This is a genomic window from Candidatus Brocadia sinica JPN1 (genome assembly GCF_000949635.1).
Taxonomy (GTDB): domain Bacteria; phylum Planctomycetota; class Brocadiia; order Brocadiales; family Brocadiaceae; genus Brocadia; species Brocadia sinica.
Genome location: NZ_BAFN01000001.1, coordinates 815275 through 837230, shown reverse-complemented (window position 1 = coordinate 837230; position 21956 = coordinate 815275). Strand labels below are relative to the sequence as shown.

25 protein-coding genes are annotated in these 21956 nt (G+C 40.8%); 13 read left to right on the top strand and 12 right to left on the bottom strand.

Going from position 1 to position 21956, the window contains the following annotated elements:
• Positions 1–19: 19 nt before the first annotated feature.
• Together BROSI_RS03765 and BROSI_RS03760 are read right to left on the bottom strand one after the other, a co-directional pair.
• Positions 20–1003 carry a chromate resistance protein ChrB domain-containing protein gene (locus BROSI_RS03765; protein ID WP_157842362.1) on the bottom strand — a complete coding sequence of 328 codons (984 nt, stop codon included), beginning with the start codon at positions 1001–1003 and terminating at the stop codon, positions 20–22.
• A gap of 215 nt (positions 1004–1218) precedes the next feature.
• Positions 1219–2037 (bottom strand): hypothetical protein, encoded by an 819-nt coding sequence (locus BROSI_RS03760; RefSeq protein ID WP_052562398.1) that lies wholly within the window; start codon positions 2035–2037, stop codon positions 1219–1221.
• 341 nt (positions 2038–2378) lie between these two features.
• Between BROSI_RS03760 and BROSI_RS03755 the strand changes: the two genes are divergently transcribed.
• From BROSI_RS03755 to BROSI_RS20355, 7 genes are all read left to right on the top strand, one after another.
• On the top strand, positions 2379–2786 hold the full coding sequence (locus tag BROSI_RS03755) for a hypothetical protein (RefSeq protein WP_052562397.1): 408 nt from the start codon (positions 2379–2381) through the stop codon (positions 2784–2786).
• 81 nt (positions 2787–2867) lie between these two features.
• Positions 2868–3161 (top strand): hypothetical protein, encoded by a 294-nt coding sequence (locus BROSI_RS03750; protein ID WP_157842361.1) that lies wholly within the window; start codon positions 2868–2870, stop codon positions 3159–3161.
• A gap of 72 nt (positions 3162–3233) precedes the next feature.
• Positions 3234–3443 carry a hypothetical protein gene (locus BROSI_RS03745; RefSeq protein WP_052562395.1) on the top strand — a complete coding sequence of 70 codons (210 nt, stop codon included), beginning with the start codon at positions 3234–3236 and terminating at the stop codon, positions 3441–3443.
• 22 nt (positions 3444–3465) lie between these two features.
• Positions 3466–3669, top strand: coding sequence for a type II toxin-antitoxin system HicB family antitoxin (locus BROSI_RS03740; RefSeq protein ID WP_052562394.1), 204 nt, complete (start codon positions 3466–3468; stop codon positions 3667–3669).
• Entirely contained in the window at positions 3666–3893 is a 228-nt protein-coding gene (locus BROSI_RS03735) for a type II toxin-antitoxin system HicA family toxin (RefSeq protein WP_052562393.1), read from the top strand. The genes BROSI_RS03740 and BROSI_RS03735 overlap by 4 nt, the downstream gene beginning before the upstream one ends.
• Before the next feature lie 206 nt (positions 3894–4099).
• The gene (locus BROSI_RS03730; protein WP_052562392.1) at positions 4100–4294 is read left to right on the top strand and encodes a hypothetical protein; all 195 of its coding nucleotides are present in this window, start codon (positions 4100–4102) and stop codon (positions 4292–4294) included.
• Positions 4281–4799 carry a PIN domain-containing protein gene (locus BROSI_RS20355; RefSeq protein ID WP_200891678.1) on the top strand — a complete coding sequence of 173 codons (519 nt, stop codon included), beginning with the start codon at positions 4281–4283 and terminating at the stop codon, positions 4797–4799. The genes BROSI_RS03730 and BROSI_RS20355 overlap by 14 nt, the downstream gene beginning before the upstream one ends.
• Before the next feature lie 278 nt (positions 4800–5077).
• Here BROSI_RS20355 and BROSI_RS03720 read toward each other — a convergent pair whose 3' ends face one another.
• The 4 genes from BROSI_RS03720 to BROSI_RS03705 form a co-directional block, all read right to left on the bottom strand.
• Complete coding sequence (locus BROSI_RS03720; RefSeq protein WP_082059009.1) at positions 5078–5851, bottom strand: DUF3786 domain-containing protein; 774 nt, start codon at positions 5849–5851, stop codon at positions 5078–5080.
• Positions 5852–5965: 114 nt separating this feature from the next.
• Complete coding sequence (locus tag BROSI_RS03715) at positions 5966–6457, bottom strand: rubrerythrin family protein (protein WP_052562390.1); 492 nt, start codon at positions 6455–6457, stop codon at positions 5966–5968.
• Between the two features lie 57 nt (positions 6458–6514).
• A complete protein-coding gene (gene murI, locus BROSI_RS03710; RefSeq protein WP_052565629.1) occupies positions 6515–7333 on the bottom strand; it encodes a glutamate racemase in 819 nt (272 codons plus the stop codon).
• A gap of 5 nt (positions 7334–7338) precedes the next feature.
• Entirely contained in the window at positions 7339–8982 is a 1644-nt protein-coding gene (locus BROSI_RS03705) for an NAD+ synthase (RefSeq protein WP_052562389.1), read from the bottom strand.
• Between the two features lie 245 nt (positions 8983–9227).
• Between BROSI_RS03705 and moaC the strand changes: the two genes are divergently transcribed.
• Positions 9228–9719: a cyclic pyranopterin monophosphate synthase MoaC gene (gene moaC, locus BROSI_RS03700; protein ID WP_052562388.1), complete on the top strand. Its 492-nt coding sequence runs from the start codon at positions 9228–9230 to the stop codon at positions 9717–9719.
• On the opposite strand, the gene BROSI_RS03695 is transcribed toward moaC, so the two are convergent.
• From BROSI_RS03695 to BROSI_RS03670, 6 genes are all read right to left on the bottom strand, one after another.
• Entirely contained in the window at positions 9705–10628 is a 924-nt protein-coding gene (locus BROSI_RS03695; RefSeq protein WP_082059008.1) for a metallophosphoesterase family protein, read from the bottom strand. The two genes, moaC and BROSI_RS03695, sit on opposite strands and share 15 nt — an antisense overlap.
• 31 nt (positions 10629–10659) lie before the next feature.
• Positions 10660–11517, bottom strand: a complete 858-nt coding sequence (locus tag BROSI_RS03690) for a serine/threonine protein kinase (protein ID WP_052562386.1) — start codon at positions 11515–11517, stop codon at positions 10660–10662.
• Between the two features lie 20 nt (positions 11518–11537).
• Positions 11538–11882 (bottom strand): hypothetical protein, encoded by a 345-nt coding sequence (locus BROSI_RS03685; RefSeq protein ID WP_052562385.1) that lies wholly within the window; start codon positions 11880–11882, stop codon positions 11538–11540.
• Positions 11883–11915: 33 nt separating this feature from the next.
• The gene (locus BROSI_RS03680) at positions 11916–13124 is read right to left on the bottom strand and encodes a metallophosphoesterase family protein (protein ID WP_052562384.1); all 1209 of its coding nucleotides are present in this window, start codon (positions 13122–13124) and stop codon (positions 11916–11918) included.
• A 146-nt stretch (positions 13125–13270) separates the two neighbouring features.
• Positions 13271–14005 (bottom strand): tetratricopeptide repeat protein, encoded by a 735-nt coding sequence (locus BROSI_RS03675; RefSeq protein ID WP_052562383.1) that lies wholly within the window; start codon positions 14003–14005, stop codon positions 13271–13273.
• A gap of 140 nt (positions 14006–14145) precedes the next feature.
• Positions 14146–15012, bottom strand: a complete 867-nt coding sequence (locus BROSI_RS03670) for a hypothetical protein (protein ID WP_052562382.1) — start codon at positions 15010–15012, stop codon at positions 14146–14148.
• A gap of 367 nt (positions 15013–15379) precedes the next feature.
• On the opposite strand from BROSI_RS03670, the gene BROSI_RS03665 reads away from it, so the two are divergent.
• From BROSI_RS03665 to xseA, 5 genes are all read left to right on the top strand, one after another.
• On the top strand, positions 15380–16486 hold the full coding sequence (locus BROSI_RS03665; RefSeq protein WP_052565627.1) for a DegT/DnrJ/EryC1/StrS family aminotransferase: 1107 nt from the start codon (positions 15380–15382) through the stop codon (positions 16484–16486).
• Positions 16487–16573: 87 nt separating this feature from the next.
• Positions 16574–19297: an LPS assembly protein LptD gene (gene lptD, locus BROSI_RS03660; RefSeq protein WP_157842360.1), complete on the top strand. Its 2724-nt coding sequence runs from the start codon at positions 16574–16576 to the stop codon at positions 19295–19297.
• A gap of 12 nt (positions 19298–19309) precedes the next feature.
• On the top strand, positions 19310–19810 hold the full coding sequence (gene coaD, locus BROSI_RS03655; RefSeq protein WP_052562380.1) for a pantetheine-phosphate adenylyltransferase: 501 nt from the start codon (positions 19310–19312) through the stop codon (positions 19808–19810).
• Positions 19807–20598 carry a TIGR00282 family metallophosphoesterase gene (locus BROSI_RS03650; protein WP_052562379.1) on the top strand — a complete coding sequence of 264 codons (792 nt, stop codon included), beginning with the start codon at positions 19807–19809 and terminating at the stop codon, positions 20596–20598. Before coaD ends, BROSI_RS03650 begins: the two co-directional genes overlap by 4 nt.
• A gap of 101 nt (positions 20599–20699) precedes the next feature.
• Positions 20700–21944 (top strand): exodeoxyribonuclease VII large subunit, encoded by a 1245-nt coding sequence (xseA, locus tag BROSI_RS03645; RefSeq protein WP_052562378.1) that lies wholly within the window; start codon positions 20700–20702, stop codon positions 21942–21944.
• Positions 21945–21956: the final 12 nt, after the last annotated feature.

Sequence of the window (21956 nt, the reverse complement as noted above, 5' to 3'; positions counted from 1 at the left end):
ACCAACGTCTTAATCCACCCTAATCATAGTTTGAAAAGTAATAGTGATAGAGGGCATCAAATATCTCCATACCCTTTTCCAATAACGTATTATCGTTGCTGAGTTTTTTGCTAAGACCCGTGATAATTTGACCTATTCCATCGGCCTCTTTGCGATTATATTTATTATCTTTCAAATCTATATCATGCACAATTTCTGCAATTGGTCGTAAAGCAGGATCTTTTAAATCAAACACCCTGATTAGGATTTCAAAGGTACAGGCATCGCCATGATGGGTAAATTCTGCGCCATACATATCGAAAGGTATAGCATTTTTTGGTAGGTTATTTTCTCCTTTGGATAGAAAGACGAACTTTGCATCTGGATCGATAAATCTTCTGATAAGCCAGGCAGATGCTAAACGATCGATATAAATATCTTTTCGCGTTACCCATTTTTTACCCAGGAAGTCCTTTTTTTGATAAACTTTATTGGCCACAGGTGCTTCTTCTTTCATTTTTTTAGACCATTTTTCTATCTTCTGGCGTATAGATTCAATTTTTTTCAGGATCACTTCTCTCTGTGGGGCATGGAAAAAATCGATCTTTGCTACCTCATCAGCGCCTTTTATTATCTCGCTTAATTTCCTTTTCAAATCTTCTACAAAACGGTCTGTTACACCTTCTGTCCCTTCTATCTGTTCTATCTGTTTTAGCACATCATTGCATTGATCAGTGAATGGAACATACTCCTTATTACAGGATTCTTGAAAGGTTTTTATAATTTCTTCATTGTGCTTTTTGTCCATTGATTCAGTAATAAAGAGTGATGCATCACTTCCACTGTCTCTAATTTGTTTACAAATCCACTGCGTACTCTCCTCATGTTCCTTCGTATAAGGGAGTAAATATACGGCATTTTTGAAGAGTACTGCCCCCAGTTTTTTCAGATGCCGCCAGACCTTTACCCTAAGGTTTGGCGCATCTTGTGCAATTTGATGTGTAAGAAGTATCCATTTATTCATAGCTATTATTAAATTAGGCTGACTTTGGCAGCGAATTTTTAGATATACGACACATGCCGGCCAAACAACCTCTTGCCCTGGGGGTTCAATTTTGTAAATTGAACCCATATAATTTGCACGGTCGATAGCTCATATCGCCGCATAGTCTAAGTACCATGGAAATATTCCAAATTCTTGATTCAGGTTACAAACCTGAACCCACCCAAAGCAAATACTTACGTCTTACCTCCTCCGCTTTTTTTACCAATAAAAAAAGTTATACCCATTGTTATGCCCCAATCCACGCTTTCGCTGTTTAAACCTGCAAACCCTGCAATATCATAATCTATATTGAGCGGTCCTTCCCATACCACTCCACCCAACAATTGATGATCCAGGATAGCATTTTCTACCTTTTCTCCACTGTATTCTGATACAAGATGAAGTTTTTTACATTGGGGTAGGGGAATATCCACTATAATACCATAAATATAGAGTCCTCGCGTGTTATGCTCAAAAGCCTCTTTTTTTGTACCTCCACCAAGGGTGAGGTGGCATGTTAATTTCTCCAAATACCACGAGAAGATACCGGCACCTTCAAAATCTAATCCTGAGGTTCCCTTTTCTGTAGGAAATACAAAACCTGTCTCTGTAGCAAAATTAGGTGTCCAGCCTCCGTTCTCGCCACTACGCCACCAGACCTTTTTGTAAAAGGCTGCCGTATCAGCAAATTGTTTCTCCTTTACGCCCAGCGTTCCTACATATTCGCTATCGATTAATTCACCTACAGTTTCAAGCACAATTTCGCTATCCCATGGCAACCCATAGTTAAAACGGATACTCGATACGTCTAATACGAATTCGTCAGGACCAGGATGCTTTTGCTCATGCAATCCAAATATTCCCAATTCTATCTCCGCAATATTGGGTTCAACTACATCAGCATCTGTTGTAACAAAAGGCCGCAATGCCAGGACATTTTTAGGGGCAACTAATCCTCCTAAAGCACAGAGGAGTATTATTAACCATAATATTTTTTTATTTAACTTGTCCACTGGTAAAAAATGTATCTCTTTATATGGTGATTCAGACAGCTATGTATCGGTAAGCATGAGATTATCAAAATGTGTCTGTGCATCGGCCTTTGTCCATAAACCAATCTTGCCAACCTCTGGTAAAGCTGAATCCTTAACCTCTGAGCAAAGACAATTTGGTATATGTTACAATAGTAACATAATGTTATTATTGTAACAAAACATCCTTTTGTGTCAACAAATTTTCATATAGGTGAGATTCGGTTTTGCAATTAATTTATGAAAATTTGTTGACACTACAAATATTTATGAATTAATATCATATCTGAAGATTTTTTAGTGTTTTGTTCTGCATATTCCCGATGATAAAAATAAGACCAACCAAACTTCACTTCATATTAATAGCCCTTGCATTTTGTCTGTCAAATGCGACAATGGGTGAGCTTTTGGAACATGAACATGAAATTCATTTTGAACATAATACTGTTCATATTCATCACACGCATGAAGATCATGGATTAGGAGGTCATGGAGTAGGAGAAACGGAACATAGAGACGTAAAGAATATTTTGTCTTTTGATTATTTATCAGGAAACACATCTGTTTCTCAAAATGTCAGCCTTACCCTAAAACACCATTTACCCCTATGTTTTTCAGTTCGTCTGGATAATCAAATCCTCTGGTTTACTTCAAAAATCTTCCATCATTTGCCTCCGGATCAATATTATTCCACGAGATTATATCAACTCAATTCTACCTATCTTATCTAAATCAATCGTATTACCACATTCCACTTTGTTCGCAAATTTGTTTTCTTTCGGAAAATAGCGTCATTTTTGTGAGATTAATAGATGATTTCGAAAAGGCTTTCCATTGTGATGATTGTCAGAAAAATATTTGGCATGCAAAACGGTCAAATGGCGGCTTTCAATGCCAGTGTGGCAAACTTCAGTGCTGATAGAATAAAATACTATTTTAAAAAAAATTGGTCGATGGAAATGTTTAGTCAAATAGGATGTGTTAATCAGCGCAAACCCATCAATGCTTTTTTTTGTGGGCGTGCTTCGCCCCTCGATAAACTCAGGACAGGATTTACCCAACCTTACCAGTACTGTCTAAAAGAAATACCAAGAACACGACTTTAACAACTCCTCGAGGTCCTCAAGAAAAACAGAAACAAGGTGTCCATAGACCCATCAGATCGAAGTAAGCAAGAAATGCTTGAAAAGCAGTTTGATCGTAGCATATCGATCCTCGAACCAGTAAAAGCCAGAATTAAGGCGACAGATGAGTTGATAGATGAAATTGTTTACAGACTGTATGGATTGACATCTGAGGAAATTAAGATCGTCAGGCAAATGATAGGAATGATTGACTTTTATCAGCCTAACTGTGATAATGGGATGAAATATGCGTGGTTAGTTTAAAAAACATTGGGGGATAAAAAAAATGAAAATTCAAGTAATTTTAGAACCAAGTGATGAAGGGGGATTTACGGCAATCGTTCCTTCACTTCCTGGTTGTATAAGCGAAGGCAATACGAAGGAAGAGGCATTAAAAAATATTAGAGAAGCCATTGAATTGTATCTTGAACCAGTTGACGATGATCTGAGGTTTAATCCTGATGCGCAGGTATTAGAAATTGCTCTATGACAAAAGTTCCGAATTTGAATTATGGACAGGTCATTAATGCTTTACATCGTGATGGATGGGTAATTGTCCGGCAAAAAGGCAGTCATATACGTCTGCAAAAGCATACGGCAGAAAGAACACTAAAACTCACAGTCCCAGCGCACAATCCTATCAAGAGGTCTACATTATCCCATATCATTAAACAAGCACATTTATCCGTTGATGAATTTACAAGATTGTTATAGAAAAGGAATATCACGAACACAACTTTAATCAACTCCTCGAAGTCCTCAAAAGGAATAGAAACAAGGATTGTTAAAGGTGCTGTACCGTAGTGAAGTCTATTATAATCATCAAAATTACGTATAATTTGTACTAATTCTTATGATAAAATTATACATAAAATGGTCTAGTACAAAATATCAATATTGAGTTTGAAAGGAGGTGTGTTGTGAAGGTATTACAGGCTGAATTGCCAGATAAGCTTTATGAACAAATTAAATTACTTATAGATGCTGGCTGGTTTCAAGATGAAAAGTCCGTTATCACAGAAGCCTTGCGTCGTTTTCTTGAAACCCACAAACCTGAGCTTATGGAAAAATTCATAAAAGAAGATATTGAATGGGGACTGCGTGGAAAAGACTAATTCCATCCAGAACGTTATATTGGATGCAGGCCCAATAATTCATCTCGAAGAGATTGACTGCCTTTATCTTTTAACGGATTTTCAAAGACTAATAATTCCCGATGCGGTATGGCGTGAGGTAGAGTATCACAGACCGTCTATTTTCAAAAACAGAGATATTAATTTTGAAAAAGTTAGTGTCATATTGGACGAGGACATACTCTCCGTTTGTAAGTTATTTTGTCTTGATACTGGAGAAGTAGAGGCAATAGCCTTATGTTCTCAATATCCCGATTCTATTCTCCTAACAGATGATGCCTCTGCAAGGCTTGTAGCTAAAACTCTTGGGATAAGGGCTCACGGTACTATCGGTGTATTATTAAGGGCTATAAGAAGAAAACAATTTACCCCTCATGAAACTATGAGAAAGCTTAAAGAAATTCCACTAAAATCGACACTCTTCATAAGGCGCAGTTTATTGCATGAGATAATAGAAGAAGTTAAAAGAGCATACGGTCTCATATGAAAAATGTATGAACTGATTTAAGAAGTATATTTCTTGTAACACTTTAGTTTTTTGAAAAATTCGCAAAATAGCAATGTTCGCCCCTATTTTTTCAAAAAACTAAAGTGTTACAATATTTTTATAAGACATTATTATGGTTAACTTTTAGGATTGTACACACATCTAGGAAATAGATACATCGAGAAAATAGTAGTTGGTGGTACAGGAGAATTTCCCTGTCAGGTATTGCCTTGTCCCGATAGACATTTATTATGTTTATGTCTGTGGTCAATAACAGGTTACTTGACAAACACTTCAACAAATCTTTCCACAAGATAGGCAAGATATTCTATGTCGATGTAAGCCTCTGCACTGCTGTCCAGAAAGAGCTTGCAACTCGCCGGAAACTCTTCATCGGCATCCCAAAAGCATACATATAAAGGTATGCGTGGCAAGAGGTCAAAACGACAAATATAATCGGCCTTCATTTTGCCTTGACTTTCCGCTCCACCCAGTTCCTTACTGCGAATCTTCAGACCGTTCATATTTTTATTGAAGGTTGCCGCAATTTTTTCTTCCGCGCTTCGTTGGAATGCCTTTACATGCGAAGCAGTATTAGGGAAATATCCCAACGTAACCCAATCCCCTGTTAAAGGCTTATTGCCTTTTCTGCGGATGTAATCATACATAATGATCTTTGACCATGAATCATGACAATACGTATTATCTTCAAATAAACCCTCTTTGCGCATCTCGTAAGATTTGTTTAGCATGGCAAGCCGTATCGTTTCCTGGTCATTTTTAGCTTCAAAATGGCCGCCAATGGCACGAGCCGACTCTTTGAAGTCTGTACGTTTTGCCTCAACTTCTAATTCATTGCTTACCCGTTCGTAATTATCGTCCATGGTAATCGTGGGTTTCCGGGGAACCGATTCTGCATTTTCCCTGGCGACATAAGGACAATCCCTTATCTTAAGCTGCGCATTTTTTACCTTAAGTGCAAAGGCCATACAGGTGGGTACGCCACATTTACCACAATTTGTTTTGGGTAGTTTTTTGTATATCTCAATCATTAGATTTTTTCAAGGCGGTCAGCCATCAGTGGTCAGCATCCGATTTTTGCCTGGCCGCTGATGGCTGAGCTAATCACTTACGATTCGTGTTCATCTGTCTGCGACAATACCTCGCTAGCTAATCCTGGTAAACATGGATTTTGATGCACCGCAAATGGGGCACTTATCCGGTGCGGCCTTTTCAACGGTATTTCCACAGACCTGGCAAACATAGTAATCCACGGCCTCGTTTTTGCCCAGATTATTCAATGCCTTTTGATAAAGGTCGGCATGGATCTTTTCTACTTTGCTGGCAATTTCAAAGCTCTGCAATGCCTGTTTGTTTCCCTCTTTCTTTGCCTCTTCGATCATCTGGGGATACATCTTGGTAAACTCGTGCGTCTCCCCTCCAATGGCCTCCTGGATATTTTCTTTTGTACTCTTAATACCCCCCATTACCCGCAGATGGTTATGGGCATGTACCGTTTCCGCCTCGGCCGCAGCCCGAAACAGCTTCGCAACCTGCTGAAGACCCTCTTCGTCTGCCTTTTTGGCAAAGGCGAGATATTTCCTGTTGGCCTGCGATTCACCCGCAAAGGCATTCTTCAAATTATCCATAGTCGACATATTGTTTCTCCTCTTTCTTAATTGAATTTTATCAGATTTAACACGACGAGAGAATCTCTATCCACAGATAATCCCTTCATTTTGTAATAACTGTTTACACTTCGTTATCATCACCTCCCTTTCATCTCCGGAGATATAAAACCTTACCTTTGCTCTTAAAGGAATATGGGGTTCCTTCGCAGTCTCATCATTCAGCAGACATTCGTTTTGAAGAGCTTTTCGTAAATGTCTGGCTGTTCCACAATTCCCATCTATAATAACAATTTTACTTCCCACCATATTTACAATTTCTTTTTTTATTAAGACATAATGAGTACAACCCAGGACGACAGATGAAATACCCTCTTTGTTTACTGACGAAAACAAACGAGAAAGATATTCTGTAATTTCTTGACCCTGGGAATGATCACGTTCAATGATCTCCACAAGCCCCGCGCATGGGAGCGGAACGATCTCGGCAAGATGTTTGTAATGATACACCAACTCGTTAAATTTTTTGCTTTTTAACGTAAGAGGGGTAGCCATAACGAGAATTTTCCCCGTGGATCCCAGTTCCACGGCTGGTTTTACGGCAGGTTCCATACCAACCACGGGGAAGGGATACATTTTTCGAATCTCCTGAATCGCAACGCTTGTAGCTGTATTACATGCGACGACCAGGGACTTAATGCCCAACAAAGATAGGAATTCAGTTGCCTTGATGGATAAGGAACGAACAACATTTTCTTGCTTGGTCCCGTAAGGGGAATGAAGTATATCAGCAAAATAAACAAACTCCTCGTAAGGCAGTGTCTTGATTATCTCGGCAAGGACAGAGATCCCTCCAATGCCAGAATCGAAGACCCCTATGGGTAATTTAGCTCCTGGGTTTTCCATTCGATTTATTGACACATAAAATTATGGGCGATGGGCATTCGCCTGCCTAATCCAAATGCCTTGGAAGTTACCTTGATTCCAGGGGCTGCCTGCCGTCTCTTGTATTCATTCCTGTTTACCTTTCTGATAATCTCACGCACAACCTTTTCATCAAACCCTATCCGAATAATTTCATCAATTCCTCTGGCATCTTCCACATATGCCTTCAGGATACCATCCAGCACATCATAAGGGGGTAAACTGTCCTGATCGAATTGATTCGGTTTCAATTCAGCCGAAGGGGGCTTGACGATAGAATTCAGCGGGATAATCTCTTTTTCCCGATTAATATACCTCGCCAGTTCATAGACCATCGTCTTTGGGACATCGGAGATCAAGGCAAATCCGCCACTCATGTCTCCATACAAGGTACAATAGCCTACGGCCAGTTCCGACTTATTTCCCGTTGTCAGAACAAGGTATCCATACTTATTGGAAAGCGCCATCAGGATATTGCCACGGATGCGTGCCTGAAGATTTTCTTCGGTACTATCAAAGGGAATTCCTTTGAATTCTGTCTGCAGGGTTTTCTGATATGTTTCAAATACGTCTTGAATGGGTATAACCTTGTAGGCGATACCCAGATTCTGAGAAAGTTTCACAGCGTCATCGACACTGCCCTGTGAAGAAAACCGGGATGGCATGAGCACCCCAACAACATTTTCATTGTCCAGGGCTTCTACGGCCAGCGCAGCGGTTACTGCAGAATCAATCCCCCCGCTGAGACCAATGACCACTTTTTTAAAGCCGCACTTTATGACATAATCCCGGAGTCCGGCAATTAAGGCCATATGGACGGTTTCGATAGGGGAATAGGTCCTGGGTTGTATTTGTACCGCCGGGTTTTCTATATCGACCACCATCAAATCTTCTTCAAAGGAGGCAGCCTGCGCAATAAGCCTGCCCTGGGCATTTATTACGACACTGTTTCCATCGAAGACGAGGTCATCATTACCCCCCACCTGATTTACATAGATAAAAGGAACTTTATATTTCATGGCATCGTGTATGAGCATGCGCAATCGTATCTTGTCATGCTTCTCCACGGTAAAGGGCGATGAAGAGATATTTATCATGACATTCGCCCCGTAAGAGATCAGGTTCTCAATGGGGTCTATCTCATATAAGGGACGTGGCCAAAACTCTTCGTCATTCCATATATCTTCACAGATAGATATACCCAATATGGAGTCCATAAATTTTACCGGAGAAATCGTATGTGCCGGCTCAAAGTAACGGCATTCATCAAAGACATCATATGTCGGCAGGAGTGACTTGTGATGGACAGAGACAATTTTGTGGTCTTGAATAAATGCCGCCGCATTATGGACAAACTTACCATGACGTCGTTTGTTTCTGTCGACGAAGCCTACAATTGCAGAAATATCATACACGCGGCTGGCTATTGTATCAAGAGTTCTTAAGTTCTCATCGATAAATGCGGGAACGTCAAGAAAATCCTTTGGAGGATAACCTGTAACAGACAATTCAGGAAAGACGACAAGGTCAGCATTTCGTCTCCTGGCACGTTCAATGTACGAGCAGATTTTTTCGGCATTCTTTGGAAAGTCACCTACCGTTTGATTAATCTGTGCCAGCGCAATTTTCATGCTTTTTAATGTAATATGTAAGTGCGTCTTTAGCAAACAAATTTTATTCTTAAGTCCCTGATATTAGACTGGTTTCCTGTTTTTGCCTTAATTGTATAAGAAAAAAGACAAAAATCCAATTAAACCTTGTTCCGATATTTGCACATGTACGTGCGGACATTCCATTGACTTTGCCTTCTCTTTCTGATACTTTTACAAAATATCTTTATTAAAAATGCCACAGAAAGAAAGGCAGATATTAAGCAATGACACAGTTAACCCATTTTGACGAACAGGGCGCATCCCGCATGGTGGATGTCAGTAATAAAGAAATTACAAACAGAATCGCCATTGCCCATGCAAAGGTTATTATGAAACCAGAAACTTTCCGGCTCATTATCGATAAGAAGGTACAGAAGGGAGATGTGCTGGAGGTGGCCAGAGTTGCAGGCATTATGGCGGCAAAGCAGACCTTTACCCTGATTCCGATGTGTCATCCACTCAACTTAACGGGCGTAAAGATCGATTACACGAATAATTCCGTGAATGAAATTGAAGTGTTTTCGGAAGTGAGAGTTACCGGAAAAACCGGGGTGGAAATGGAGGCGATTACCGCGGCTGCCGTTTGTGCAATTACCATATACGATATGTGCAAATCCGTAGATAAAGGGATGGTGGTTAGCGACATTCATCTGGTGGAAAAATCGGGTGGAAAGAGCGGGACGTTTGTTTTTGGTAAAGATCTAAACACCCTTTAATACCCTTTCAGCCAGTTCATTTGGTAGTTTTGCGTCTCTTATTTTTTTCGACGCTGCTTCTGCATTATAGGGCACCCGCCTGAAGTCGAGATGTTTGGAAGCAGAATCGAACACCACGTAACATGCTTGTGGATTTCCATCCCTCGGCTGACCTACTGAACCCACATTGATGTAATATTTCCAATCCCTGTTTGAATCGATATCGAAAGATTCTGCTTTATTCGTTGACTGCTTTTCAATAAGCATCAGTCTCATATCGTAATTATCCGCCGGAAACAAGACAGAGGCGTTTACCGTTCTTATTTCCTTCGTGTAAATGTATGCTGAGGGGCGATGCGTATGACCTCCAAAGGTGACCTTTGACCATAGAGATGTATACTTTAACACACTTGCGTTTCTGACATATTCGTAACCTTGTGGATAGGACGGCGTACTGTGTACGATCTCAAATTCTTCCTTGCTAAATTTCATCCTCAGAGAAAGGCTCTTCAAAAATTTGATATTCTCCTTTGTCAACACCCCTTTGGTCCACTCTACAGCAGTCATTGCTATGGGGTTCATTTCGGTAGTAAGGGACGGCTCACCTCCTGCCTCCCTGTCATGATTCCCACAGATAGTAATGCCTTTTTTCTCTAATGACATGACGGCATTCAGCAGGTTTTTCTGTTGTTCGGAGGTAAAGTATAGTTGTGCTACGATTTTATAAATGTTTTCTAAAGCAACCTTCTTTCTGCCATAGATTAGATAACGGACAATGTCGCAGCACTCATTTGGCGACGCGCCGTAACCAACAATATCGCCAGCGATTAATAGCCTGTCAATCTTGCCTTCCTTTTCAGTGATTTCTTTCATTACGGACAATAAGGCATCTACGTTGCTGTGAATATCTGATAAGATGATGTTTTTCACGGGTTATTTTAAATGCATAAAATGATTATATTCAAATGTTGCTTAATAAACTTTTTAATTCCTCTGCTGATGGGATTCTATTGGCGACGTTTACCTCTAAGAGCCCGTTCAGGATGTCCTCCAGTCTCTGTGGTATCTGGCTGTTCATTTTGCGGGGTAAAATCTTTTCTGACTGCCATAATTTTTTTGTTAGTATCTGATAGAGTATAAGGCCAACGGCGTAGAGATCTGTCCTACCATCCAGCCGAATGGAAGAAGAAAGCGCTTCATAATGTACCTTCCGGGGCAGATCCTTGAGATAGTTGAGCATCTGTAACTGTTCCGGAGACGCATATTCTCTGCTAATTCCCTTAATAATTCCTCCCCTTTTAATGGCTAATTCAAAGTCTATAAGGTGTATCAATCCTGTCCTTTGATTAAGGATCAAATGTCCGGGTTTTAAATCGCAATGAACATAGTGCTTGTTATGGAGATGCTGCAAGGGATCACAAACAGTTATAAACAGCTTAATGATTTCTTCAACAGTAACAGCATTTTCAACGTCCTTTTCGCTGTAATACTCCACAAGATCGTATCCGTTGATGTGCTGTAATACGATAAAATTTTGCTTGATTAAAAATTTCCCGTCTCTGAATAACTCCCCCTGTCCAAAATCGCTGGCTGTTGGTATTTGCGGGTGATTGAGTTCCTTCAAGATGTAATATTCTTCTGAAAAGTCAAAGTCAGGAGAGTATTTTATCCCCTTGTCTGGTACATTAATTAAAACGGCATAGTTGGACTTGTGTAAACTTGCCTGGCACTTAAATTCGTTGAATTGATATTTATTAATTCTGTACATGACATGATAAATTTTTCTATCTTTATCAGTTATTCGATACCTTGTGGTCATTTCTTCGGTGCTTCTTCCGATTATTTATAATGCTTTACGACAATGCCGATAATGCCAGCAAGAACTATGTAGGTCATTACGGCAATTATAAGCGACTTTATAAACCCCCACCGGGGTAGCAGGAAGATAAGGCACAAGACGTAGAGAATCCACGGAGGAGTCATCAGGAGCAGCCCTTTGGCATAATTTACCGTGGCGGCATGTCCTGCCTTGCTGTAAATCAGGGTGAAGGTCAGTACGGTCATGGTGGGAAAGGTAGCTACAAAGGCGGCCAGCAGGCCCTTTCCCTGGGAACCCATAAATGTCACCACACTTACAATGGCGCCACCAAGAATAAAGTATAGTATGAAGCTCTTTAGTTGCATTGGCAGTGTATTTCTGTGGTGAACTGGTTCATTTTACCAACGTAAAATGAAGTCATCGATTAATTCCAGACGATCCTGTGCAAAGAGCCTTTCAAAGGTATCGTCATCCGGCAATCCTTTGGTTAGGTCGCATCTCAGTCCAAGCACTTTACATTTCAGGATCAAATTTTTTTCACCATCGGCATGTGCTGTGATATCGACAAATTGATAAGCCGTTATGAGCCCCAAACATTGAAAGCCATCCAAAGGAATTTGGGAGATGTCGCATTCACCCTGACCCGCTAAATCGGCGCCGCCTCCCCCTGAAACGATATATATGGGTAACTGGACAACGCCTGTTCTATCGGTCTTAACAATGCGCTGGTAGTTATGGTCGTGGCCGCTGATAACCAATATGATGTTATGAGATGCATTGTTAAAAACCTTTGTATAGCGATCGCGAAACCTTGCCGCTTTGGATTTACTATTGAGTAAGTCTGTGCATCCGTGATGTCCGATTGAATAAGGCGGATAGTGTTCAAAAATTATTTTAGGGCCACGAAACTGCTTTAATTCAGCCAGGAACCATTGGAACTGTTCTTCATCGTCAGGTAAAGATGAGTTTAAGGCAATGAATTTTATTTTTACCCTATCGGCTTCTTTAACGAAAGAATACCAGGACTGCTCGTCTGCCGTTTCACATAACAATTCTTTTAAATAGGATATGTAAGCAGGGTTCAATGTATCACAAATTTCTTCGCATAAAACCTGCCGGCTCCTCTTTTTTAATTTTGCTTCCATAATGGAATCAATTTCCTTATACAATTTACCTCGCAATAGTTCTATTTCCTTCAAAAGTTTTGTATGAGAAGGCGCCGGTTCTCCAGGTTTATTTATGGCATCTATTTTTTCCCGTAAATCTTTTATGAATGTATCTACTTTTTCACCAAACATAAGTTCATGATTACCGATAACGGGATAGAGAGGGATCATTTTGTCTTCATAGTTGTTGGTGATCACTGTTAAAAAATTTTCAAATTCATGGTAATAAATCATATCTCCTGAAAATAAGATAAAATCAGGATCCAAATCCCGTATTACCCTGGCTATGGCATTATGCTTTACCTGAGTTTTTTCCATCGTTTCCATATCCCTTCGGGTATCACCATAAGCAATGAAATGTAAGGGTTGGGCGTAAAGTTTTTGTGAAAAAAGAATAACTGTAATAACGACAACCAGAAATGCTTTAATTTGTTTACGCACGTTTTCAATCCTTCAGTTTATGTCTCAAGATAATATTCTTGGGCATTTTCCTGTGGGTTTTCACTCTGCTCATCAAACGCATTTTGGGGAATATACCATGCGGTCATTGTCCTTTTCAGCGATAGTTTGTGTTCTTCTGAGGCAGGTTATTGCGGTTTTTCTGATTTCCCCTCTGACACTTTTATCTTCCGCTTGGCCTGGTAGATCACACCCAAGGCAAAATGAGACTTATCGTCGTTTGGGTTGAGTTCCAGGGCTTTTTGCAGAGACTTAATAGCATCGTCAAGGAGGCCCTTCTTTGCATAGGCAACTCCCATATTATAGTAGGCGTCCGAATATTTTGGGTTAATTTCCACGGTCTTTTTAAATGCAATAAGGGAATCATCCAGAGCATCCATAGATGCGTATGCGACACCTAAATTATAATAGCCTCTTTCAAATTTCGGATTAAGCTCCACGGCCTTTTTAAAGGCTGACACGGCATCAGGGTATTGCTTTTTCCCATAATAAACAATTCCCAGATTATAGTGTGCCTCCGCATATTGAGGAGATGCGGTGATGGCCTTTTTAAGGGTTTCGGTGGCTTCGTCTAGCCGGCCCATTTCATAGTACAGTACTCCAAGGTTATTATATGCCCTGACAAAATTGGATTCAATCTCCAGTGTTTTTTTGTACTCATGAATGGCGTCTTCTGACATTCCTTTTTCACTATACGCAATCCCAAGGTTGTAATGCGCCTCAGCATAATGAGGTTTTTTTTCTACGGCCTGTTGAAATTCCCTGATCGCGGCATCCAAAGACTCATCTTTGCCATAATCCTGGCCGTAACCCACGTTTCCTAAAACGAACAGCATGAGTGGTATAACCATGTACATTTTCATACGCTACTCCTTATTGATCCTGGGTATTGTTAAAATATAACCACGCAGAGGATATGAAGCCTTTCTCTGTGTCTCTGTGGTTCATCCTTTTCTCCCGGTTTTCAGGTAACTTTTTCCATTACCGACCCTATCGTAGTAATTTAATCAATCGGTATGCGGCTTTCTTTTAAAGGTCCGCTCAATTTTGTCATAATAATCGTGGCCGCTGAGGTCATTTCGGATAGAGGGGGTTGAATCTTCTGGCTTTGTAATTGTTCAATTGGCGTTTCTTGAATGAACGGAAGAAGTGATAAAAACGGAAGATACTGCCTCTCCATAGCTGGCTGGATTATGGGATCGCATGCTTTTGCCGTAAATTGCAAATCCAAAATTCCCTCGTTCATATTGCTAACCGATATTCCCGATTCATATTTTCCGGCTATAGACACTGTTCCAGCTTTAACTACAGGCGCAAGCGCTGTGATGCGTGATAATTCCGGATCAGCTATGATGGGGTTTGCAATTGTTGTTTTGAGTTGGTCAATCGATATTGCTAGTTGCGGTGTTTCATATTTTGGTTCGGTGACCGTTTCAGGCATTTCCTCTTTGATTACGAAAGCAATGGGTTCTTTTTTGACGGTTTTTAAAATCTTATGAACAAGCAGGTCTCCCACTAATAATTGCTTCAGGGAGGCATCTTTTTTAACGACTTTTAAATAGTGATAATTAACAAGGATTAATGCTATTCCAAATCCTATTACAATCACCGAGGTAATGATTTTCGTAACAAGAGGGAAGAATTTCATAACGAGATGGAATAAAACAACGAAGATTAGGGCGGATGTTCCGACCTCCAGAAGGCCGGCTTGCGGTGAACCTGTTGAAGTAAAATAAACCATGATAAGGACTACAACCAGAAACCATATGCAAACATGCGCAACCAGGTGCTTCCATGTGTTCATTGGTTTGTGGGGTGGAGGCGGTGGTATCTTTGCCGGTTCTATAGATTGGTTAATTTTATTTGTCATGAATGAAAAATTGGAATAAAGATGTGATTTTCTTTATTCTGATTTTATTTGAGTCAAAGGCACTGATTTTAATACACTGTCAACCTCGCATCTCTCAAAATAGCAGACAGTCTATTCAATAAAAACTATAAATGCTAAACGATATAGTACAAATATCTATAGTGGTGTCAAGCCTAATTATACGTACATCTAAAAATTGTCATCTCAACTCAGGCTTTGTAAAAGTAGGTTGTTTTAAACCACCTTTTTTAATTGACAAATCCAATCTCGCGAAATATAATGTCGACCTACGTTGATGCAAATATAGTAGTTTAGCAAACTTAGGAGTTAAAATTTAAATGGCTACATGATAGCCATTATTCTATTGATGAAAGTAAGTTCTCTGGATTTAAAGCGGCAGTATGAAAGTATCCGAGAGGAAATAAATAAAGCCGTTTTAGAGGTAATAGCTAGTCAGTCCTTTGTCCTCGGCCCTTTCGTCGAATCGTTTGAAAATAGCATAGCACAAATTTGTTGTGTTAAACATGCCATTGGAGTGTCCTCGGGTACAGATGCACTATTGTTAGCCTTAATGGCATGTGGCATTAAAAATGGTGATGAGGTTATTACGACTCCTTTTACTTTCTTTGCAACGGCTGGTTCAATTGCGCGTTTAGGGGCTGTTCCTGTATTTGTGGATATTGATCCCTCTACTTACAACATCAGTGTAAGTAAGATTGCGCAGGCTGTAAATAAAAAAACTAAGGCGATCTTACCTGTCCATCTGTATGGACAATGTGCCGATATGGATGCTATCCTTGAGATTGCGCATGCCAACGGATTAGTGGTTATTGAAGATGCCGCACAGTCCATAGGGGCAGTTTATAAAGGGAAAAATGCAGGTTCTATGGGGGACTTGGGGTGTTTTTCATTTTATCCCACAAAAAACCTTGGCGGTTATGGCGACGGGGGGCTTGTAACAACCAACGATGACGAATTGGCTGAGTTTGTTAAAATCTTAAGGGTGCATGGGTCGAAACCGAGGTATTATCATTCGCACATCGGCATTAACGGAAGGTTGGATGCCATCCAGGCTGCGATCCTGTCAGTGAAGCTTAAATACCTGGACGGCTGGTCTGAGAAACGCAGAACGATTGCCGCATATTATCAGGAACATTTAAAGGGATTATCCGTCCGGCTACCCCAAATAGAGCCCCATAACATCCATATATTTCATCAGTACGTCATAGCGACACCAAACAGAGACGCGTTGATGAAATATCTCGAGAGCGAGGGGATAGATACTGCCATTTACTACCCGATTCCCCTTCATTTGCAAAAATGTTTTGAGTACCTAGGGTACAAACCAGGCGCTTTACCTGAGTCCGAAAGAGCTTCTCACGAGACATTAGCCCTGCCTATCTTTCCGGAGATTACTCAGAAAGAACAGGATCATGTGATTTATCACATAAAAAAATTCATTTCGCAGCTTTAATTTTAAATTTTTCTCATGCGAATTCTACAAGTTTTTTTCATTCTCGCCGCGTTATTTTTCATACATAAGTATAATTACGCAGAAAGTTTGCTTTCTACGGTAAAAAATATAGAGCAGCGGCCCTTTTCCTTATCAGCCGATCGTATCAGTACCTGGAAAAAAGACGGAGTCAGGATTTTTGTTGCTCATAAAGACGCAAGGATATTGCAAGGACCATTTCAGATTACAGCGGATACGGTCGTTTGCTGGTTTCCTGAGGAAGAGGCTGCGCAACGCACAGAAGCAACAGTGGAGGTGTATTGTGAGGGGAAGGTTACTATCCTGCAGAATGAAAACTATGAAAAGTACGAACAGGTATACTTACGATTTGAGACAATGACGGGTATTGTAGTCAATTCTGAGGCACAACCGATGGAAACTTTTGAAGAGGCACAGGAAACAGAGGTTGTCCTGCGGGGCGAGGAAATTCGTTTCATGAAAAAAGAGGAGTATTTATCCACCGAGATTCCCACGAAGGCTCCGACTTCAGGCGTTTCCGAAAAAATAGAAATGGTTGATATTGTTGCCGACAGTATTGATTCGTGGGAGGAGGGAGACAGGCGCATCGTTGTGGCCCTGGGCAATGTAGAAATCAAAAAAGAGGATATGACGATAGATGCCGACAGCGTAATCTTGTGGTTTGAAAAGAAAGAACCGGATGGTTCAAGGTATTCGGAACAACCTTTGTGTGAAATTTACGCAGAAGGAAATGTGACGATGCGACGTAAAGACGATTTACAGATTGCCGACAAGATATTTGAGGACGTGAAGGAAGACAAGGGGATTCTTATTAACAGCAAGATAAAAACAATTATTCAGCAGCAGAAAAAAACGAAAATAAGTGATGCCTCTGAAATGAACCCGCGTTCAGAAAAAAGCAAGGCGCCCTTTTTGGAAGGGATGCCGGCTTATGTTGGGGGAGAAGAGATAAAACACGTTGCCAAAGGACAATACGAAATAAAAAATGGCACGATAAGTACTTGTGGATACGGACATCCTCACTATCATTTTAAAGGGAAAAGGATCCGATTGGTTCAGCGGGATATTCATAACATCGTATCTTCTACGAACAACTCATTTTATTTAGGCAAGTACCCCGTAGCGTATCTGCCGTATTTATCGCTTGATGTAAGGAAGCGAGAGCGAATCTTAAAAGACTGGCAATTCGGGAGCTCATCCCGTTTTGGTTCATTTCTCAGGACAGATTGGGATTTATTTGCAGTTACAGGCGGGAAGCAAAAAGAGTGGAGTGATCTTACACTAAATCTTGATTATTTGGAAAAAAGAGGGGTGGGTACGGGTCTCGATTTTGAGTATAAAGGAGAAGACCTCCTTGGTTATGTTAATACCTACTATATAAAAGATCAGGGTGATTTCGATATTAATGATGTGCCGATCGACAATAAAGACCGTGGCGACATTCTTTGGAGGCACAGACAGGAATTACCTTATGATTGGCGTTTGGATATGGAGTATTCCTATTTGAGCGATCCAAGGTTTCTCAGGGAGTTTTTTAAGCATGAATTTAAACAAGAAAAAGATCGTGAGACGGTGTTGTATTTACGGAGAATACACGAAACTACAGCAGGGACGTTTTTGATCAACGAACAGTTTAACGGATTTGATACAACGGTAGATTCCTTACGGGAGAGGAGATATGCGGAACGTCTGCCAGAGGCATCATACCGAATCATAGGGGAGCCCATTGGAGATAATATACTGATATTTACTTCAGAATCTTCAGCGACCTATTTTGACGGATCTTTCGAACAGACTGAGCCGGAGATTCAACCACAATCTCTTGCAAGGGTTGATAGCGTGAGCCGGGTAAGTATGCCATTCAAGCCATGGGTTTTTAACATAAATCCGTTTGTTGAAGGCAGAGCCACCGGCTATACGGAAAGCATTGACACGTCTGGCTCTGTTGATGAGGAAAATGGCCCTGCTACAGGGCGGTTTATCGGTTCTTTTGGATTTGATTGGAGTTCGACGCATTGGAGGAGTTATAGTGTTTACAACGATTTCTTTAAAATAAATCGCCTGCGGCACATCTTCGTTCCGGAGTTGCGTTATATTTACAGTCCGGTTGTTACAGAAGACCCCAGCGAATTTCATCAGCATGATGCGATTGATGCTTTGGATTCATCCCAGGTTGCCGTTATAGGGGTAAAAAACAAATTACAGACAAAACGGGGAGAACCTGGTTTTGAGAAAACAGTAGATTTTGTCGATTTTAACGTGGATTATTATATGTTTCCTACGAGCGCCGGTCTTTACAATGATGGCATCAATGGCATTATCATCAGAAGGGATAACTTTATCAATATAGACTTTCGTTCCCAACTGACGGATATCGTTGCATTTGTTTCTGAAAGGAACGAGTTTAACACGGAAGATTTTCAGTTTGATGTTTTTACCTCGGGACTTGAGATTTATAATCCTCCCGACTGGCAATATTTTATCGGACACCGATTTATCAGGGATATCAGTTCCACCCTTATCCTTGGGGCTGATTACACGATTAGTGAAAAATGGAGGATAATGGCGGGGGAAAAGTACGACTTCAGGTCGCTAGAAATTGAGGATGGCGGGGACAGAGATACGGAAAATAAACCTAAGAATCTGAAAACAAATTTTGTATTATCCCGTTACTTTCATGATTGGGTAGGGAGTCTTACGCTCGAGCTGGATCCGGTGAGAAATGATAGCTCCTACAGGTTTGATATAACACCGAAAGGATTGGAAAAAAGATCAAGACGTTTTTGGTTTTGAGATATAGTTACGATGAAAAAGGCAGTTTATCCAGGAACATTTGATCCTGTTACCAACGGACACCTTGATGTAATCAAGAGGGGGAGCCTTATTTTCGACATGTTGGTCGTTTCGGTGGGATGTAATCCGCTAAAAGATGCTCTGTTCTCCGTGGCGGAACGTATGGAAATGATTCAGGAGCATGTAAAGGACCTGAAAAATGTTGAGGTCGACAGCTTTCAGGGCATGTTGGTGGATTATCTCAAAAAACAAAAAACGAATATTATATTGCGTGGCATACGTACGGTATCTGACTTTGAGTATGAATTTCAGAGGGCGCTGACCAACCGGGTACTCAATAAAGAAGTCGAAACGGTATTTGTAATGACCAGTGAACAATATTCTTTTTTAAATTCTACACTTATCAAGGAAGCTGTTAGCCTGGGAGGCAGTGTGAGCCAATTTGTTCCACCCAACGTTGAAAGGCGTCTGGCGCAAAAATTTAAGCATATGTACAGAAAGAATACTGAATGAAAATTAACGTCTTAATTATTGGTGATATTGTGGGAAAACCTGGCCGTATCATATTGAAAGATAAGTTAAAATTATTCATTGACAGGGAAGACATACATTTTTGCATTGCAAATGGAGAAAATGCGGCGGCAGGAGCAGGCATAACAGGAGAAATAGCAGCGGAATTATTTTCCTATGGCATTGATGTTATAACCACGGGTGACCATGTGTGGGATAAAAAGGAAATATTGCCTGCACTGGAGACCAATAAAAGCATCCTGAGACCTGCAAATTATTCGCCTCTGGCAATAGGAAAAGGCTATGTTGTGAAGAATTCCAGGATGGGCAATCCTATTGGAGTGATTAACTTATTAGGCCGGGTGTTTATGAAACCGATAGATTGTCCTTTCCGGGCTTCTGATGAGATTTTGAAGAATATTTCAAAAGAGACAAAAATCATCTTTGTGGACATGCATGCAGAAGCAACTTCAGAAAAGATTGCCATGGGATGGTATCTCGACGGTAAGGTGAGCGCCGTTGTCGGCACCCATACCCATGTGCCCACTGCGGATGAAAAAATTTTGCCCAAAGGAACGGCATTTATCAGCGATTTGGGGATGACCGGTCCGCATGAATCAGTCCTGGGAAGAAAGATTGAGTGCGTATTAAAGGCAATTGTGACCCAGATGCCCACTCGATTTGATGTGGCAGAGAAGGATATCCGGATAAGTGGTGTGAAGGTGGTTGTGGACAGCCAAACAGGTAATGCAGAAAGCATACGGAGAATCGAAGTTAAAGAGGGTGATTAAATTGGATTCCCTGGCTTCACCCGATATGACATCACTCCGGGCGTAGTCATGCTGAACAAAGTCGAGGTATAACGGAAGAATCTCAACAGTGAAATTCATATATGAACTTTAATGAGATGTTGCCTTTATTACTGGATACAACAAAAAGCCGAAACAGGATACTGACAATTTCTGAACTCACCCGAAGGATACGCGGTTCGCTCGAACAAGAATTTTTTAACCTGTGGGTCGTAGGAGAGGCATCTAATGTAAGGCGGCCTACATCAGGACACGTGTATCTGACACTGAAAGATGCCGATGCACAACTTCAGGCCGTTATTTTCAAAACCGTTGTGAACAATATAAAATTTGAGGTAAGGGACGGGATGGAGGTTTTGGCTTTTGGTTCAGTCACTGTGTACGAAGCCCGCGGTCAGTATCAGTTGATTATTGAACGTATTGAGCCAAAAGGGATTGGGGCATTGCAACTGGCATTTTTACAATTAAAGGAGCGTCTTGAAAAGGAAGGTCTGTTTGACCCTGCACACAAAAAACCGCTTCCTTTGCTTCCGAAAAAGATTGCCATTGTGACATCTTTAACGGGCGCTGCAATCAGAGACATCTTAAATGTAATTAATAGACGATTTGCAAAAGTGGAAATTCTCATCTATCCGGTAAAGGTACAGGGTGATGGCGCGGCGCAGGAAATTGCACAGGCGATTACTGATTTGAATGCTATCGCCGATATCGACGTAATAATTGCAGGAAGAGGAGGCGGTAGCTTGGAGGATTTGTGGGCGTTTAATGAAGAAGTAGTTGCGCGAAGCATTTATGCCTCGAAAATTCCTGTTATTTCAGCAGTAGGACATGAAATTGATGTGACTATTTCGGACTTAGTTGCTGACAAGAGGGCGCTTACACCTACCGAGGCGGGTGAATTGGTTGTTCCCCGGTATGACCAGGTAAAAGATTCGTTAGAAAAAATTAAGACTAGACTTATACAAGCATTGTATAATAAAATATTGCTTACCAGAACCAGATTGCTGAGGATTAAAAACAGTTTTTTATTTAAAAGGCCATTCGATAAGATATTCAGACTACAGCAGGAATTGGATGAACTTGCGCAACGGCTTGTTACGGCAGGCAGACATACCCTGGAATTAGAACGTGAGAGACTGACTGCTTTGGCAAGCAGATTGGAGAGTGTGAGTCCGTTAAAAGTCTTGAACAGGGGTTATTCTATTACTACAAACGGAGAAAATGATAAACCCATTAAGTCAACTGAAGGATTAACTGTCGGTCAAAGGCTGAAGACACGATTTTTTACTGGTGGTATTGTATCTTCGGTTGTTGAGATACTAAAGTAGGGTCGAATTTTT

What these genes read in the sequence shown, in the direction of transcription:
- BROSI_RS03765 (WP_157842362.1), bottom strand. Translation starts at nt 1,003, where the DNA reads ATGAATAAATGGATACTTCTTACACATCAAATTGCACAAGATGCGCCA.
- BROSI_RS03755 (WP_052562397.1), top strand. Translation starts at nt 2,379, where the DNA reads ATGATAAAAATAAGACCAACCAAACTTCACTTCATATTAATAGCCCTT.
- BROSI_RS03750 (WP_157842361.1), top strand. Translation starts at nt 2,868, where the DNA reads ATGATTTCGAAAAGGCTTTCCATTGTGATGATTGTCAGAAAAATATTT.
- BROSI_RS03745 (WP_052562395.1), top strand. Translation starts at nt 3,234, where the DNA reads ATGCTTGAAAAGCAGTTTGATCGTAGCATATCGATCCTCGAACCAGTA.
- BROSI_RS03740 (WP_052562394.1), top strand. Translation starts at nt 3,466, where the DNA reads ATGAAAATTCAAGTAATTTTAGAACCAAGTGATGAAGGGGGATTTACG.
- BROSI_RS03735 (WP_052562393.1), top strand. Translation starts at nt 3,666, where the DNA reads ATGACAAAAGTTCCGAATTTGAATTATGGACAGGTCATTAATGCTTTA.
- BROSI_RS03720 (WP_082059009.1), bottom strand. Translation starts at nt 5,851, where the DNA reads ATGATTGAGATATACAAAAAACTACCCAAAACAAATTGTGGTAAATGT.
- BROSI_RS03715 (WP_052562390.1), bottom strand. Translation starts at nt 6,457, where the DNA reads ATGTCGACTATGGATAATTTGAAGAATGCCTTTGCGGGTGAATCGCAG.
- murI (WP_052565629.1), bottom strand. Translation starts at nt 7,333, where the DNA reads ATGGAAAACCCAGGAGCTAAATTACCCATAGGGGTCTTCGATTCTGGC.
- BROSI_RS03705 (WP_052562389.1), bottom strand. Translation starts at nt 8,982, where the DNA reads ATGAAAATTGCGCTGGCACAGATTAATCAAACGGTAGGTGACTTTCCA.
- moaC (WP_052562388.1), top strand. Translation starts at nt 9,228, where the DNA reads ATGACACAGTTAACCCATTTTGACGAACAGGGCGCATCCCGCATGGTG.
- BROSI_RS03690 (WP_052562386.1), bottom strand. Translation starts at nt 11,517, where the DNA reads ATGACCACAAGGTATCGAATAACTGATAAAGATAGAAAAATTTATCAT.
- BROSI_RS03685 (WP_052562385.1), bottom strand. Translation starts at nt 11,882, where the DNA reads ATGCAACTAAAGAGCTTCATACTATACTTTATTCTTGGTGGCGCCATT.
- BROSI_RS03675 (WP_052562383.1), bottom strand. Translation starts at nt 14,005, where the DNA reads ATGAAAATGTACATGGTTATACCACTCATGCTGTTCGTTTTAGGAAAC.
- BROSI_RS03670 (WP_052562382.1), bottom strand. Translation starts at nt 15,012, where the DNA reads ATGACAAATAAAATTAACCAATCTATAGAACCGGCAAAGATACCACCG.
- BROSI_RS03665 (WP_052565627.1), top strand. Translation starts at nt 15,380, where the DNA reads ATGAAAGTAAGTTCTCTGGATTTAAAGCGGCAGTATGAAAGTATCCGA.
- coaD (WP_052562380.1), top strand. Translation starts at nt 19,310, where the DNA reads ATGAAAAAGGCAGTTTATCCAGGAACATTTGATCCTGTTACCAACGGA.
- BROSI_RS03650 (WP_052562379.1), top strand. Translation starts at nt 19,807, where the DNA reads ATGAAAATTAACGTCTTAATTATTGGTGATATTGTGGGAAAACCTGGC.
- xseA (WP_052562378.1), top strand. Translation starts at nt 20,700, where the DNA reads ATGAACTTTAATGAGATGTTGCCTTTATTACTGGATACAACAAAAAGC.